The organism is Flavobacterium davisii (assembly GCF_042182265.1).
In the GTDB taxonomy this organism is placed as follows: Bacteria; Bacteroidota; Bacteroidia; order Flavobacteriales; family Flavobacteriaceae; genus Flavobacterium; species Flavobacterium davisii.
In genome coordinates, this window is record NZ_CP097869.1 from 3,358,396 (window position 1) to 3,374,437 (window position 16,042).

Sequence of the window (16,042 nt, forward strand, 5' to 3'; positions counted from 1 at the left end):
GAATATTATTATTTCTTAAGCCTTGACCGTTTTAATTAAAACTGAAAATTCATTCCGATTTTAAAGTTTCTTCCTCTTGTATTATATCCCATTGCTTCTATAAACTCCTCATTTAATAAGTTTTGAACGGATCCAAAAACATTCAAATGGTTTGATAATTTTACTTTTAAATTAGTGTGAAATAATTTATAAGCAGCAACAGATGTATCTGTTGCTTTAAAGGTAAAGGAGTTGTAATATGACACATTTCTAAAGTCTACAAACTGGAATTGAGCATCCCATGTGATAGATTTCGTAAACTCAACTGATACCCCCGCATTTACTCTATGTTTTGCAACGGATTTTGCAATGGCTTCATCATTTTCTACAAAAGTATAATTACCTGTTAGGCTTACTTTTTCTATAGGTTTTATCATTATATTGGATTCAATCCCTTTTGACTTATTGATTCCTTCTATATTTTCATATTGCCATCCTACATTTGAGGCCTTCTTTTTAAAACCAATTGAATTATTTTCTTCTCTATAAAATCCAACTGCTGAAATTTTTAATTTTTGATTTAAAAAACTTTTTTCAAAACCAGTTTCAATAGTAGCATTTTCTTGTGGGCTTAAATCTTTATTTCCATACTCAGAATATACTTGATATAATGTTGGTGCTACTACTGCTCCTCCTATTGATCCATATAATTTTAAATTGATTTTTTCAAAATTAAAGCTTGGATTAATATTAAGGATGATATAATCTTTATAGACACTGTGTTTTAAATAACGAGCTCCTGCATTTACATTTAATCCAAACTTGGTATTTAATACTGCTGTAATATAAGGATCTAACATAGTGTATTTAGCGTCTTGATTATAAATATTAACATAAGGAGTAGCTTGAAGCATATCAAAATATTGAAATTGAACCCCTGTAATAAAAGCTAAAGAGTTTCCTATATTGTATTTATTAAAAACGTCAACATTTATATTTCGTGATTTAGAAAAAGATTCAGTATAATTATTTAATGAAACTCCTGATAATCTTTTTTGTTCATAAAAGCCGAAAGAAGAATTTATTTTCAACTCTCCTTTTTCATATTTCATTGAAGGAGAAAAGCCTCCTCTAAACTGTTCTCCTATTAAAGTATTTACTTCATTATCTACAAAGGCACCTGTATCATAGGCAAATCTTAAGCGATCATAGTTAGCAAAAAAATTCAGCTTAATTTCTTTATTTATAACTACTCCTAATTGCTGATTAAGATTAACTCTTGAAAATTTGTCTTTTTCAAAATTATCTCCTTTTGCTTCACTAATGCCCGTTATTTCTGTACTATTTAGAGCGGTTAAAAAAGACATTTTTCCTTTTGTTCCGTTCAATGAAAAACCTTGATTATATTCTTCTGGTTTATATTTTTTAGTGGTTGCTAAGTTTTGCGTTCCTACATTAAAATAAGCTGTTCCTATAACTCCTTTGTCAGTTGCTTTTTTTAATGTAATATTAATAACTGCTGTGGCTGCATTAGCACCGTATAATACAGAGGAAGCTCCTTTAAGTACTTCTATGCTTTCAACTTGTTCTACTGGTAATAATCGTAAATCATACGTTGTTGAAATACTGGATGCGTCTACTACGGGATTGCCATCTATTAGGATTAAAACTTGTTTTGTGGTTCCTCCCCTAACGAACAATTCTAAATTTTTACCTACTCCACTCTGATTTCCTACAACTTCAAATCCGGCTAACTGGCTTAATATGGTAGCAACACTTTGTCCTTTTCTTTGTTCTAAATCTTTTGATGTAATTTTTTCAATCGTTCTTCCTGTTTTTGTTTTGTTTTGCTGAAATTTAGTCTCTGATACGACTATTTCTTCTATTTTTTTTGATTCTTGCTTTTGTGCAAAAGCAGTACCACCATACATACACGTTAAAACGCTTGCTAATAAAATGTTTTTTTTCATTTTAATTCTTTAAATGCGGAAAAAAAGACAGAATTTACCCATTCCCAAACTTTTTTTCCCGAAAGTTTGTTAATAAAATAAACTTAGGCAGGTCTCCTGGCTTGCGTCTTGTAATTAACCTTCCCGTATTAAATTATCAACAGTGGTTGTAGATTCTTACAAGCTTAATAGCTTACAGTTGCGGGTACAGCTCAGGTTTTGATCTTTGATTTTTTATTTTAGAGATTAGACTTCAGGAATATGATTCCTTTTCTGTTAATCTTCAAATAATACTTCTATAATCTCACTCTGATTCCCTTTTAAGCTGACTTTACACAAAAGTCGAGCACCATAAATTCACGGGCAAATTTAGTACATCTTTTGAAAAAAATAAAAAAAACACACACAAACAGATTCTTTTATTAAAAATTTCTCAACACAAAGATTCATAATCTCTAGATATTTCAAAGTTCAGTATATGATATTAGATTTATTTCATATCAAATTATGCGTTATACTTTGTAATGAGGATGAAAAGGGGAAAGAGGATAAAAATACAAGGATTTTTTTAAGCTCAACCTAATATGTTTATCCATAATCAATTTGTAATACTTAATCTGTTTTGAACAAATTTGAATAAAAAAAGCCACAACTATTATGTTGCAGCTTTTTTATTACTTAAAACAAAGATCTTATTATAAAACTTTTAAAATTATTTTTTCTTTGACCAATCTAAGTTCGTTATATAAGAAATCCTTAGCGTGGGATTATTTTCTTGTATGGTGTTGGGTACATTCCATAAATTTTGATGAATGTAACTTAATTGAATTTGATGTTGAGGGTTTAAATTATATCCTAAACCTGCAATTACTCTATTTTGTTGTACAAATGTTTTTGCTGCTTTTACTCCTATATTCATAAATATTTCGTCACCTAAAAAAGCAAACAATTGAGGTTTATCTTCTTTTTTAGTTAAGGTATAATTTACTAAATACATGTATCGTAAACGATTTCTATAATCTCTGCTCGTTATAGCAAAATCTCCTGCTTCATTTTTAGTAGCAACTCCTACCCAACGGCTTTCATCACGTAAACGATGGGTAAATCTAAAATTATCTTTAGCGCAACTATAAACACCTTGAATCCAAACATTATCTTCTGGTGTTACTACTCTATTTAAAGGAACATCTCCGTAGACAAAAAATTCATGGTGTGTATAACCTACACTAGCACTCATTTCTTTTGTAAACTGATAATCTACCGATGGACGGATGAAATACTGTTGTTTTTGATCAAAACCATTTGCAAATATCAAAGATCCTTCAAGTGTTAAAGAAAGGTTTTTATTTAGTTTGTTCTTTCCTAAATAATGTAACCAAATATCATTATTATGATTTATTACCTGACCTAATATGTTATTATAAAAAGACAATAACACAACTAAAAACAACGGGAATTTAATACTCTTTTTCATTTTTCTTGTTTAAGGGAGCGCAAAGGTACAATAAAAAACAAGAAAACAAATAAATCTCACATGTTTTTAAATATTTATCAGTCTGTGTTTAAAAAAAACAAAAAAAATGCTTCTCAAAGCAATTAACTAATTATTAACTTATTCATTTAAATCATCCTTCCTTATACTCTTTTTTAATGAAAGTATTTTTACTTCTCCAAAATCTACTTTGTTTGAAAAAGCTTCTGTAAGAGGTTTATTTTCTAAATAACAAATTAAGCTTCTTATGACACCTGCATGCGTAAAAATAACTAATGGTTGTTCTAATGATTGCTTATTTAGGTTTTCCCAAAATTCAATTACTCTTTCATACAAAATTTGAAAAGATTCCCCCATAGGAACTGAAATATTTACAAAATCTGACATCCAAGGAGTTCGTTCTTCTTCAGGTATTACATCCCAATTTTGTAGCTCCCATTTTCCAAAATTCATTTCTTTTAATCGGTCGTCTAATGTTATCTCTTCTTTTAAAAAACAATATTCAGCCAATTCTACACAGCGTGTTAAAGGACTACTATACACCAATGCTTTTACTGGTAATTGTTTTTTTATTTCCTGAAATTGCTCTAAAAAATTAGGTGCTAAGTTTACATCACTTTGTCCATAACAAACTCCTTTAGGACAAATGGTTTCTGTATGACGTACTAAATAAATTTGCATATTGTGAGAAAAGATAAAAGGGTTACTACTTCACTTATCTGCTCTAAAGCTCCTAAACAATCGCCTGTGTATCCTCCAATCCATTTAGTAAAATAGCGTCCCATATACAAGCGTGTGAGAAGCAAAAGGGGAAGTGTTAATAAAAAAAATGGATTGTATATAAAAGACATACATGCTAATGGTAATATCCCAAATAAAAGGACTCCTATTACTTCATATTGACTAAATGTTTTGGCTATAGGTTTACTTTTACTTAATTCATCTTCTCTTACATACGGTAACGTAAAGGAAAGTGAAATGGCATTCGCTCTGCTTATACTATGGTAGGTAATGAATAAAAGACTTGCATAAATATAAGGGTTCCAAGAAGCATCAGGTATTTTATTTATTATTTCAAAGAGGAGTAAAAATTTGGTTAGTAATAATAGTACAACACCTATGGTACCATAGGCTCCTATTGCACTATCTTTCATTATTTTTAATATTTTTTCTTTGGTCCAACCTCCTCCAAAACCATCGCAAACATCAGCAAACCCATCTTCATGAAAGGCTCCGGTAGTTAACACTCCAGCTATCATTGAAAAAATAATAGCAATGAATGATGAAAAAAGATAATGAGCTCCTAAAAATACTAAATAAGAAATACTTCCTACTAGCCAGCCTATTAATGGAAAATAACGTGTTGCTTTATTTAAATAAGTAGAATCATGATTAATATGTTTTGGACACGGAATACGTGTATAAAACATTAATGCTGTAAAAAATATATCCCGTTGTTTTTTCATTTTTATAAAAATTCTAGGTTGTAAATGATAAACGAATCTCATTTAAATACTCTCACTCACGCCTGCTTCTTCAAAACTTGCCATCTGATTTAAGAAATTTACAGCACTTTGTATAATAGGAAAAGCAAGTGCTACTCCTGTTCCTTCCCCTAGTCGTAATTCTAAATCCAATAATGCTTTTACATTCAAATGGTTTAATAAAGCTTTATGTGCTTTTTCTTGTGAACAATGACAAAATAGGGTATTCTTAAGTATTTTGGGTTGGTAGGTATAGGCGACTAAAAAAGCTACTGAACTAATAAATCCGTCTACTAAAATTAGCATATTGTTTTCAAAGGCTTGGAGTATTCCTCCTGCCATTTGATAAATTTCAAACCCCCCAAAATGGGCTAATTTTTCATCTAATACTTCTGATGTTTTATATTTTTCTAAAGCTGATTTTAAAATACTTATTTTTTTATCTAAAGCTTCATTAACTACTCCTGTACCACTGCCTACACAATCTTGAATTGGGATTTTTGTTAAAATACTCATTAATATAGAAGAAGTGGCTGTATTTCCTATTCCCATTTCTCCAAAGCCAACACAATTAGAGCCTTTTTCGTATATTTCTTGTACAATTTGTTTTCCTTTTTGTAAGCAGTCTTTAAGCTGATCTACTGACATAGCGGCTTGTTCTAAAAAGGATTTCGTTCCTTTTCCTACTTTTTGATGTATTATGGGTAATGAATCATCAAAATCAAAATTAACTCCTGCGTCAATTACTTTTAAGGTTAGTCCATTTTGTTTTGAAAACACGTTAATTGCGGCTCCACCATTTACAAAATTCAAAACCATTTGAGGGGTTACTTCTGCTGGATAAGCACTTACTCCTTCTTTTGCTATACCATGATCCGCTGCAAAGACTAAAATATGTGGGTTTCGTATTTCAGGTGTAAGCGTATTAAAAACTTGTCCTATTTGCAACGCTATTTTTTCTAATTGACCTAAAGATCCTAAAGGTTTTGTTTTAAAATCAATTTTGTGTTGTAATTTTTCTATTAAACTCATTATTTCTTATATTATTCTTCCCAAACTAAAAAACAATAGTTTTGGTAAATTTCTTTTTTATATTTAGGCAATATAATGGGGGTATCAAACAGCGGACAATTGATTACGACGGTATGAAATTCTCCATTTTCACCACATGGATCAATATTTAAATCTATTAATTGTTGAACTGTTTCCTTTGTTAAAATTTTCCCTAAAAATTCTACTCCCATAGTCGTATTACAGGAAACAATCATACATACAATATTTTCTTCTATAATTTCTTTTACTAATTCTAAACGATCTTTTTGCCAAAGGGGTAAGATCGCTTCGAGTTTTGCTTGTTGACAGACTTTTTGTTCCCATTCACGATGGGGCTCTAAATCAATATCTCCAAAAACAACACTTTCTACACCATAATCTTTTTTTAATTGACAAAGTGTTTCTATATATTTTTTTTCATAATCTGCCCAAGTAGTTGGTATGCCTACTAAGGGAATTTTTAGTGCATTGGCATGCTGTTTTAAAATATTTTGTGTGAGTCCATGCGAACGAGAAACCTTCCCATTTTCATTCATCATGTTTAAAAGCACGATAGGCTTGTATCCTAATTCTAGCGCTTTTATGGTTGCTAAACAACTGTCTTTACCTCCACTCCAGGAAAGAATTGATTTCATCCTTTTGTTTTTTATAACGCATTATTTACTTAATATTTACAGGTATTCCTGAGATCATCAAAATTACCTTATCTGCTTTTTGAGCTAAATATTGATTCATCCAACCTTGTAATTCAGTAAATTTTCTTCCTATTTCGGTATGTGCATGAACTCCCATACCAATTTCGTTTGTAATAATGATAATTTGGCTATTTTGTTGAAGTAGTATTTTTTCAATTTCTAATTTTGCTAATTCTAATGATCTTTCAACATTATTTTGAGTATCTACAAAAAAATTAGTCAACCATAAAGTTACACAATCAATCATGGTAACTCTTCCTGAGAAATCAAAATTACTTATATTTTTTTCTTCTTCAATATTGGTCCAACGATGATCACGATCTTTTTGATGTCGATCAATTCTTTTTTGAAAATCTCCATCCCATTTACGAGCGGTAGCCATATAAACGGGGTTAGAGGTTAATTCGAGAGCTAAATTTTGGGCATACGCGCTTTTACCTGAACGTTCCCCCCCTGTTATAAGATACAACATACTATCTTTTTTGGTTGTAAAGATATTTAAAACTTTATCTTTGCTTGTTAAATCGTAAAAAAACATTGTAACGAACTTAATTCTATTTATGAAATAAGTTTATTAAGATATTATAGTTATGGATACTTATCAGATTCAAATTTTAGAAACGGTGGCATCGTTAGTAATATATTTTTTTCTTTTTTTCTTCACTAAAAACTTCATTAATAATACATTAAAAAAAACATATATTGAGAGAACGAGGAGAAAAATATCTATCAAAATATTACATCTTTTAATAACTATTGTATTTATTGTTTTAATTTCTGGTATTTGGGGTTTAGAACAAAATAAAATTGCAGTATTTGCTAGTAGTATATTAACTGCTTTAGGAGTTGCTTTTTTTGCTCAGTGGTCTTTGTTATCGAATATCACATCTAGTTTAATACTTTTTTTTAATCATCCTCTTAAATTGGGGGACACTATCAAAATACTTGATAAAGACTTTCCTTTAGAGGGCGAAATAATTGAACTTACTTATTTTTTTGTCTATCTAAAGACTAAAGATGAGCAAACTATCACAATACCCAATTCTTTATTTTTGCAAAAATCCGTTTCTATAACCGAAAAACAAATTCCATCTATTTAAAAAAGTTATTAAATATTAAAAACAAGTTTGTTTCTTTGCTTTTTATCTAAGAAAAGAACCTTAAAAAATTATTGATGAACGTTATTACAAACAAACCTTTACTTATGCTAACATAGCATTCAAATAGTCCTAAATAAATTAGTATTAAACAAAATTTTTCTTAGCCATTAAGATAATATAATGACTCGTATTTAAAATATAATCTTATGATAAAATTCTTCCAATACACAATATTTGTTTTTATTTTTTTGATGACCATACAATGCAAAAAAAACAATCATCAACCTGCTATTAAGAATCAAACAAATAATAGTATAACAGATGCCAAGGCTTTTTGCTTATATGAATATAAAGATTATTCTATCCTGAGAGTTACTACTCCATGGCCTGATGCCCAAAAATCATTTACTTATATTCTCAAAAAAAACAACAAAAACATCCCTGATAGTTTAAAACAATACACTCAAATCAACGTTCCTATTAAAAGTCTTGTGGTTACCTCAACTACTAATATTCCTTTTTTAGAAATCTTGGGTGCAGAAAGCAAGTTAATAGGATTTCCACATACTGATTATATTTCTTCTCATAAAACGCGGCAATTAATTGAATTAGGAAAAATCAAAAATTTAGGTGAGAATGAAAAAATTAATGTAGAACAATTAATTGATTTATCACCAAATGCTTTCGTTACTTTTGAAGTAACTGGAAACAATCCTAGTTTAGATATTATCAAAAAAACAGGAATTCCTGTTCTAATTCAAGCCGATTGGATGGAGCAAACACCTCTGGGAAAAGCAGAGTGGATTAAATTTTTTGGTGCTTTAGTTGGAAAAGAAAAAGAGGCTAAAAACTATTTTGAACTAGTTAAAAAGAATTATTTAAAAACATTAGAAATCACAAAAACTACCCAACAAAACCCAACTGTTCTTTATGGTAAAATATATCAAGATCAATGGTATGTTCCCAAAGGTAATAGTTGGACAAGTGCTTATATACAAGATGCTGGAGGCTCCTATCTATGGAAAAATCTAGAAGGTACAGGAAGCAAACCTCTTAGTTTTGAAGAAGTATTTGAAAAAGGGCAAAATGCTTCAATATGGATTACTACAGAAGATGTTACGGATTGGATAAAGTTAAAAAAAATAAATACTCATTATGCTCAATTTAATGCTTATCAAAATAAAAAAGTTTTCACTTTTGAAGGTAAAAAAGGGAAAACGGGAGGTACAATTTTCTTTGAGCTTTCACCTAGCCAACCTGACAAGGTTTTAAAAGATTATATTAAAATAATACATCCTGAATTATTACCTGATTATCATTTTACCTTCGTAACTCCTATACAATAAAAGTTTTGAAAAATAAGAAGCTACTTTCTGGTTTTATTCTCCTAGGTATAATTCTTTTTGTATTAGATATATGCCTAGGTGTCGTTCAAATCCCTATACGTGATACGTTTCAAGTTTTAATTGGAAATAATGCTTCAAAACTTACTTGGCAGTACATTATTTTTAATTTTAGACTTCCAAAAGCTTTGGTAGCTATAACAGTAGGTGCAGCGTTACCTATATGCGGATTACTTATGCAAACTCTTTTTAAAAATCCATTGGCTGGCCCTTATATTTTAGGATTAAGTTCTGGTTCGAGTCTGATGGTAGCCTTCGTTATCATGGGAAGTAGTTACCTCCCTTCTTTTCTTATTCCTTTTTTTATCTCAACCTACGGAATTGCCATTGCCTCTATTATAGGATCCTTAATTGTTTTGATAGCCGTAATTTTAACCGCCCAAAAAATTAAAAATACAATGTCTATTCTTGTCATTGGATTAATGTTTAGTCATTTCACAAGTTCTATCATCAATATCTTAAGTTATTTCTCATCAGCTGAACAATTACAAAAATTTACTATTTGGTCTATGGGAAGTCTGGGAAATGTTAGTTGGCATAATCTTTATTTCATCCTTATCATTTGTGGTTTTACTTTACTTTACACAATAAAACTTCTTAAAAATTTAGATGCTCTTTTGTTAGGAGAAAATTACGCTAAAAGTTTGGGTATCCCTTATAAAAAAACAGTATATAAAACTATTTTAATAACAAGCATACTAACAGGTGTTCTTACGGCTTTTATCGGTCCTATAGCTTTTATCGGCTTTGCTATTCCACATATTTCAAAAATTATTTTTCAAGACAATCAACATCTTAGTTTGTTTACAACTACTATTTTAACAGGAATTTGTATTATGCTACTTTGTGATATTCTTTCACATAACTTTGAAGTAGCCATTCCTATCAATGCTATTACCTCTATAATAGGTGCTCCAATAGTCGTATGGCTTTTGGTAAAAAAACGTACTTTTAACTAATGGAAAATTCAATTATTATACAAACAAAACAGCTTAGTATTGGTTATACAATCAAAAATATCCAAAATTGTATTGCTCAAAATTTGAATTTAAATTTTCAAAAAGGAAAACTAATTACACTTATAGGGGCTAATGGAGTAGGTAAATCTACTCTTTTAAAAACACTCACTTCTATTCAAAAACCTCTTTATGGAGAAGTTATTTTAAATAATTTAAATATCCATCGATATACAGATCTTGAATTAGCTAAAAATTTGAGTGTCGTTCTTACTGAAAAATTACCTCCTAGTAACTTAACTATTTATGAATTAGTTGCTCTAGGTCGTCAACCTTATACCAATTGGCTAGGAACACTTACTGAAGAAGATCATACCAAAATAAAAGAAGCTCTAATATTGACCGAAATCACATCTATTCAACACAAAAAACATTATGAGATAAGTGATGGTCAATTACAAAAAGCATTAATAGCAAGAGCATTAGCTCAGGATACCTCTTTAATTATTTTAGACGAACCTACAACACATTTAGACTTACATCATAAAGTTTCTGTTTTTAAATTATTAAAGAAATTAGCCCATGAAACCCAAAAGTGTATTTTATTTTCTACTCACGATCTTGATTTAGCTATTCAAATAAGTGACGAAATGGTGGTTATGACTCCCGATTTTATTATACAGAATGAACCTTGTTTACTAATTGAAAAAGGAATTTTTAATCTCTTATTCAAAGATCATGATATTACTTTTGATAATGAAAAGGGAAAATTCTTATTTAAATAATTAAGATTTTATTCACATATTTCTGTTTCCAAAAGACTATATTTATTCTTCAAAATTTGAATTATGAAAAGCATCGTTTATTCTATATTTTTAATTATAAATTCTTTATTCATAAATGCTCAATTAAAACCAGTTGCTTATGCTGATGGCGATCAAAAACTTGAAGGCCTATTAGCACAACCCAAAAAAGAAGTGAAAAATAAAGCAGGTGTATTATTACTTCCTGCATGGATGGGCATTGATAACAATGCCAAAGAAAATGCAATGGAACTAGCCAAAATGGGCTATATTACTTTTGTTGCAGACATTTATGGTGTAGACAAAAGACCTCAAAACACAAAAGAAGCTGGACAACAAGCTGGATACTATAAAAACAATTATCAAGACTATCACAAACGCATTCAATTAGCCTTAGACCAACTTATACAAGCAGGTGCTAATCCAGACAAAATAGCAGTAATAGGCTATTGTTTTGGTGGTACTGGCGCTATTGAAGCTGCAAGAACAAACTTAAAAGTAAAAGGAGTGGTTTCATTTCATGGGGGCTTAGGACGAAATCCTGATAGATATATCGAACCTATAGTTCCAAAAGTCTTAGTATTACATGGTGCAGATGATTTTTTTGTTCCAGAAGCGGAAATCAAAGCGTTTCATGATGAAATGAACAAAGCTAAAGCGGACTGGCAAATGATTTATTATGCAGATGCAGTGCATGCTTTTACGCACAAAGATGCTGGTAACGACAAAAGTAAAGGCGTAGCCTATAATGAAAAAGCCGCAAAGAGATCTTGGGAGGCTATGAAACAATTCTTTACTGAAATCCTTAATTAGAAAAAATACGGTATTTTTTTGTTAATTTTATCCAAAATCCACCAAAACAATATCGCCGTAAAAGAAACCAAAAAATATTTCACGACTATAAAACCGAAGGTTTTTTGAGGAAACATTTCATATACTAGTCGCATTGCATAAGGATGGGTTAAGTAAATCCCTAAGGAAAATGTACTATTAATTGAAGCATCTGAAAAGGATGCTTTTTCTTTTACGATACTAAAAGTCAACATACTCAATAAAGGTAAAACCAATAAAAAATCCATAGCTTTTACTTGCAGTTTATAATATACACCTGCCTCTATTAGCAATACAAGCCAAAATAAAGAATAATACTTTTTAAATTTTGAAATAACTCCTCTCCATTGATCATATAAAGTTCCCAAAAGCATCATTGGAAAACCAAAAAACAAAAAATTACGAGTAGTTCCTATACTTTCATATAAAAACTGAACTTCTAAATTGTGTATGTTTCCTGATTGCATTCCTATTTGATATCCATAACCAATCCCTAAAAGCAGTACTAGCAAAAGAAACTTAACGTTTAGCGAATAATTACGACTTAAATACAACAGACCTACAGCAATAGCTGTAGCTAATAAATACCACAAATGCCAATAGCCATAAATCAATTTTAAAATCATATTCCTATTAGAAAACCAACCCAAATTATAAAAGCGATATAAATCTGGCAGATAAATAATTTGCCAAACCACGTACAATAACAGTATTCGCTTAATATATTTCCATAAATAAGCTGTATCATTTAGTTTGTTTCGCAAAAAATAACCTGAGATTAAAAAAAATGTGGGAACGGCAATTCTGGTAATACCACTGGCTATTTCATAAGAAATCAAACCTTGGATACCTCCTATTCTAGAAACAGGAAAAATATGCAAGGCAATAACAAGAAATGCCATTAGTATTTTAAGGATGTCGAGGTTATTGTTGCGCATTACTTAATCTATATTTACGGATTTCAACATATTAAGTCCAGCTTTTGCCAATTCACTTTTCGGAAATTCCCTAATAGCTTTTTCATAGTATTCAATAGATTCGACTCCTTTTTGAATTTGACTATAACAAAATGCGATATTACAAAGTGTCTTTTCCCTGTAAGATATTTTTGAAGAGCTTAAAAGAAATAAAACCCTATAATCATCTAGCCATTTATTTTTTAAAAAAAAATCATAGTTTTTTTTAAATTCTGGAATTGCTTTTTGAAAATCTTTTTTCTTTACAAAAGTTATTCCGTTTCTATGATTTTTAGCAATACCAAAACGTAATACAAATGCAATTACTAAATACGTTAGAATCGCATATAAAATAGGATCAGATATTTCTATCTTTTCATAGATATACAGAAAACTAAACATCAATAGAGCTTGCGGTATTAATGACAACCAGTTTACCTGTCTAATAATTGGCAAATTTGATGACATATTATTTCAATATTTTATTTATTCAAAATTTCTCTACTTCCACTACCTCCCCAGCTTTCAATCCATCTAACCCAATACTTCCTACACGTACACGAACCAATCTTAATGTAGGAAATCCAACAGCTGCGGTCATTTTACGTACTTGTCTAAATTTTCCTTCGGTGAGCGTAATAGAGAGCCAACTGGTAGGTCCGTGGCGTTCGTCACGTATACGCCTACCTTCACCTATATACTCAGGCAACACATCTATGATTCTGGCATCACAAGGCTTTGTGCTATAACGAACCCCTTTAACACCTATTTCTACTCCATTTTTCAGTTTTTCAATAGCATCAGGCGTTACAACACCATCTACTTGTGCATAGTATTCTTTTTCAACCGTTTTACTTCGCACCATTTCGCTCATCATTCCATCTGTGGTGAGCAATAAAACCCCTTCTGAATCTTCATCTAACCTACCTATTGCCATTGTACCTTCTGGGAAATCAAATAATTCGCCTAACTTTTTCTTATTTCGTTTTTTCTCGTAAATAAATTGGCTTAAATAACCATGCGGTTTGTGCAATATAAAATGACGGTGTTTACTCATAAGACAAAAATACATTAAAAGTTTGAAGGTTTTTAACACAAATAATTTTCAGACTAAAATTAAGAGCATCAATGATTACATCGATTGTTTTTCTATTACTTACCTCTATCCTTCAAGGTATTCCCTTTTTACCTCAACCAACTTTTTAAACAATCAATAAAAAAACTTCCAAAATCATTCTTTTTTATCAAATTTTCAAAACAAAAAGCTCCTGCCAATGGTTTGAGCAAAATGTTTGGAGATAAAAGCCTCTCGCTATAGTTTTTAGAAATTATCTTCTTAAATTCCATTACATAATTAAAACCTACTTTTCATTTCAAAATAAAAACTATCTTTGCACCACGATTACGACATAATTTTTAATCTTTTTAATACCATTTACCGTGTAATACTTTTTATATAACCCATTGACTAGACCTCAAATACCTTGAGGAAACCCGTTATGGCTATTCTTAATATAAAAATTACACGTATGAGTTTATCAAAAAAATATAACAGAACGTATCATTTTCCCTTTTCTCCTGGCACCACCAGCGACGACCGTATAAGTCACGAATATTGGGATTATATACAACAAATACCCGAGTTGTTAATTACAGAAAAATTAGATGGTGAAAACACCTGTTTAAATCAGTATGGTGTTTTTGCACGATCACACGCAGCTCCTACCACACATCCTTGGGCTAATTACCTAAAAGAGTATTGGCATTTAATTAAAAATGAATTGAAGGATTTAGAAATTTTTGGCGAAAATTTATACGCCACCCATTCTATTACCTATCAAAATATTGAAAGTCATTTTTATGTCTTTGCGGCTCGGTATAAAGACCATTGGTTATCGTGGGAAGAAGTCGTTTTTTATGCTTCGTTATTAGATTTAAAAACCGTACCCGTTTTAGATCTATTTATACCAAAGGAAGAAATAGAATTAACACTAAAAGAAAAAGTATTAGAAATTATTGCGCGCCCAAGTGTTTTTGATTCGTATGACGTACATACCCAAGAACCGTGTACCATGGAAGGTATTGTAGCACGAAACACAAAAGGTTATTTAGTAGATGATTTTTACAAAAACGTTTTTAAATACGTAAGAAAAAATCATGTAAAAACCGATGAACATTGGACAAGAAACTGGAAAAGAGCGCAATTAAATTGGGAAAAAAATGTGGACATTAACAAATAATTACAGCGACTGGTCTGCCCTTGAAAACGAATTTTCTTGGGTAGCCGATATGAAAAACGTACCTCAGGATGCCATTCATCACGCCGAAGGTGATGTAGCTATTCATACCCAAATGGTACTGCAAGAAATGCAAAATTTAGCCGAATTTAAGGCACTTGACTCACAGGAACAAGCCTTTCTTTTAGCTGCTGCCCTTGCCCACGATATAGAAAAGCGAAGCACAACGATTACTGAAAACGGTCGAATTCAATCGCCAGGTCATGCTAAAAAAGGGGCTTTTACCTTTAGACAAATTGTATTTGAAAAAGGTGGTTTGTCGCTTTTTGAAAGAGAACAATTGGTAGGACTAGTTCGTTACCACGGATTTCCTATTTGGCTGATGGAGAAACAAAATCCCGAAAAGGAATTGCTAAAAGTAGCTTTGGAAACCAATACCCAATGGCTTTATATTTTAGCCAAAGCCGATATCTTAGGTAGAATTTGCAACGACCAACAAGAAATGCTCGACCGTATCTCACTTTTTAAAATGATGTGCGAAGAACAAGATTGCTGGGGCAAACCTCGGGGTTTTATAAGTAGCGAAGGTAGGTTTCATTATTTTAACACCACCGAAATGTATCCAGACTACCAACCTTTTGATGCTTATAAATGTACCGTACATGTGATGTCTGCTTTGCCTGGAATGGGGAAAGACTATTTTATTAAAAACCAATTCGATTTGCCAGTCATTTCGTTAGATGCCTTACGCATTAAGCATAAAATAGCCCCCACAGACACGGCGGGCAACGGCCGAATTGTCCAAGAAGCAAAAAAAATGGCAAAGGCATATTTAGCATCGGGGCAGGATTTTGTTTGGAATGCAACCAATACGTCGCAATTAATGCGTATGCAACTTATTGAGTTGTTTATAGATTATAAAGCTAAAGTAATCCTGCATTATATTGAGAAACCGTATAAAAAATGGCTACATCAAAATCATAACCGAGAGGCAAAAGTACCTGAACAGGTTTTATTTAAAATGTTAAGTAAATGGCAACCGCCAAGTGTTTATGAAGGACACGAAGTGTATTATTATGAGGGGTAACCTTCTATTTATAAGTA

Annotated in this window: 17 protein-coding genes and 1 riboswitch; of the genes, 7 read left to right on the top strand and 10 right to left on the bottom strand. The window is 30.9% G+C overall.

Annotation, left to right across the window (positions count from 1 at the left end; translation table 11 throughout):
* Window positions 1-35: 35 nt before the first annotated feature.
* The 7 genes from NAB20_RS14395 to NAB20_RS14425 form a co-directional block, all read right to left on the bottom strand.
* Window positions 36-1,949 (bottom strand): TonB-dependent siderophore receptor, encoded by a 1,914-nt coding sequence (locus NAB20_RS14395; protein ID WP_127822751.1) that lies wholly within the window; start codon window positions 1,947-1,949, stop codon window positions 36-38.
* A gap of 68 nt (window positions 1,950-2,017) precedes the next feature.
* A riboswitch (cobalamin riboswitch) is annotated at window positions 2,018-2,297 on the bottom strand.
* Between the two features lie 343 nt (window positions 2,298-2,640).
* Window positions 2,641-3,402 (bottom strand): DUF2490 domain-containing protein, encoded by a 762-nt coding sequence (locus NAB20_RS14400; protein ID WP_105195905.1) that lies wholly within the window; start codon window positions 3,400-3,402, stop codon window positions 2,641-2,643.
* A 138-nt stretch (window positions 3,403-3,540) separates the two neighbouring features.
* Window positions 3,541-4,101, bottom strand: a complete 561-nt coding sequence (gene cobC, locus NAB20_RS14405; protein WP_127822750.1) for an alpha-ribazole phosphatase — start codon at window positions 4,099-4,101, stop codon at window positions 3,541-3,543.
* A complete protein-coding gene (locus NAB20_RS14410; RefSeq protein ID WP_127822749.1) occupies window positions 4,086-4,886 on the bottom strand; it encodes an adenosylcobinamide-GDP ribazoletransferase in 801 nt (266 codons plus the stop codon). The genes cobC and NAB20_RS14410 overlap by 16 nt, the downstream gene beginning before the upstream one ends.
* Before the next feature lie 42 nt (window positions 4,887-4,928).
* Window positions 4,929-5,936, bottom strand: coding sequence for a nicotinate-nucleotide--dimethylbenzimidazole phosphoribosyltransferase (cobT, locus tag NAB20_RS14415; protein WP_105195903.1), 1,008 nt, complete (start codon window positions 5,934-5,936; stop codon window positions 4,929-4,931).
* Window positions 5,937-5,947: 11 nt separating this feature from the next.
* Window positions 5,948-6,592 carry a diphthine--ammonia ligase gene (locus NAB20_RS14420; RefSeq protein ID WP_088391575.1) on the bottom strand — a complete coding sequence of 215 codons (645 nt, stop codon included), beginning with the start codon at window positions 6,590-6,592 and terminating at the stop codon, window positions 5,948-5,950.
* A 25-nt stretch (window positions 6,593-6,617) separates the two neighbouring features.
* A complete protein-coding gene (locus NAB20_RS14425; protein ID WP_088391577.1) occupies window positions 6,618-7,124 on the bottom strand; it encodes a bifunctional adenosylcobinamide kinase/adenosylcobinamide-phosphate guanylyltransferase in 507 nt (168 codons plus the stop codon).
* A gap of 118 nt (window positions 7,125-7,242) precedes the next feature.
* Here NAB20_RS14425 and NAB20_RS14430 point away from each other — a divergent pair, with 118 nt between their 5' ends.
* From NAB20_RS14430 to NAB20_RS14450, 5 genes are all read left to right on the top strand, one after another.
* Window positions 7,243-7,752, top strand: a complete 510-nt coding sequence (locus tag NAB20_RS14430) for a mechanosensitive ion channel domain-containing protein (protein WP_105195902.1) — start codon at window positions 7,243-7,245, stop codon at window positions 7,750-7,752.
* Between the two features lie 206 nt (window positions 7,753-7,958).
* The gene (locus NAB20_RS14435) at window positions 7,959-9,098 is read left to right on the top strand and encodes an ABC transporter substrate-binding protein (RefSeq protein WP_127822747.1); all 1,140 of its coding nucleotides are present in this window, start codon (window positions 7,959-7,961) and stop codon (window positions 9,096-9,098) included.
* A gap of 5 nt (window positions 9,099-9,103) precedes the next feature.
* A complete protein-coding gene (locus tag NAB20_RS14440) occupies window positions 9,104-10,114 on the top strand; it encodes an iron ABC transporter permease (RefSeq protein WP_088391583.1) in 1,011 nt (336 codons plus the stop codon).
* Window positions 10,114-10,896 (top strand): ABC transporter ATP-binding protein, encoded by a 783-nt coding sequence (locus tag NAB20_RS14445; RefSeq protein ID WP_105195900.1) that lies wholly within the window; start codon window positions 10,114-10,116, stop codon window positions 10,894-10,896. Before NAB20_RS14440 ends, NAB20_RS14445 begins: the two co-directional genes overlap by 1 nt.
* A gap of 63 nt (window positions 10,897-10,959) precedes the next feature.
* Window positions 10,960-11,727: a dienelactone hydrolase family protein gene (locus tag NAB20_RS14450; protein WP_375605285.1), complete on the top strand. Its 768-nt coding sequence runs from the start codon at window positions 10,960-10,962 to the stop codon at window positions 11,725-11,727.
* Here the strand turns inward: NAB20_RS14450 and NAB20_RS14455 are convergent.
* The 3 genes from NAB20_RS14455 to NAB20_RS14465 are packed head-to-tail and all read right to left on the bottom strand — an operon-like array spanning window position 11,724 to window position 13,773.
* The gene (locus tag NAB20_RS14455) at window positions 11,724-12,647 is read right to left on the bottom strand and encodes an acyltransferase family protein (protein ID WP_375605286.1); all 924 of its coding nucleotides are present in this window, start codon (window positions 12,645-12,647) and stop codon (window positions 11,724-11,726) included. The genes NAB20_RS14450 and NAB20_RS14455 overlap by 4 nt on opposite strands.
* A 39-nt stretch (window positions 12,648-12,686) precedes the next feature.
* A complete protein-coding gene (locus NAB20_RS14460; RefSeq protein ID WP_127822746.1) occupies window positions 12,687-13,169 on the bottom strand; it encodes a tol-pal system YbgF family protein in 483 nt (160 codons plus the stop codon).
* A gap of 22 nt (window positions 13,170-13,191) precedes the next feature.
* Window positions 13,192-13,773 carry a pseudouridine synthase gene (locus NAB20_RS14465; protein WP_375605287.1) on the bottom strand — a complete coding sequence of 194 codons (582 nt, stop codon included), beginning with the start codon at window positions 13,771-13,773 and terminating at the stop codon, window positions 13,192-13,194.
* Between the two features lie 457 nt (window positions 13,774-14,230).
* Between NAB20_RS14465 and NAB20_RS14470 the strand changes: the two genes are divergently transcribed.
* Window positions 14,231-14,941 (top strand): RNA ligase family protein, encoded by a 711-nt coding sequence (locus NAB20_RS14470; protein ID WP_105195924.1) that lies wholly within the window; start codon window positions 14,231-14,233, stop codon window positions 14,939-14,941.
* Complete coding sequence (locus NAB20_RS14475) at window positions 14,922-16,025, top strand: AAA family ATPase (RefSeq protein ID WP_105195896.1); 1,104 nt, start codon at window positions 14,922-14,924, stop codon at window positions 16,023-16,025. The genes NAB20_RS14470 and NAB20_RS14475 overlap by 20 nt, the downstream gene beginning before the upstream one ends.
* Window positions 16,026-16,042: the final 17 nt, after the last annotated feature.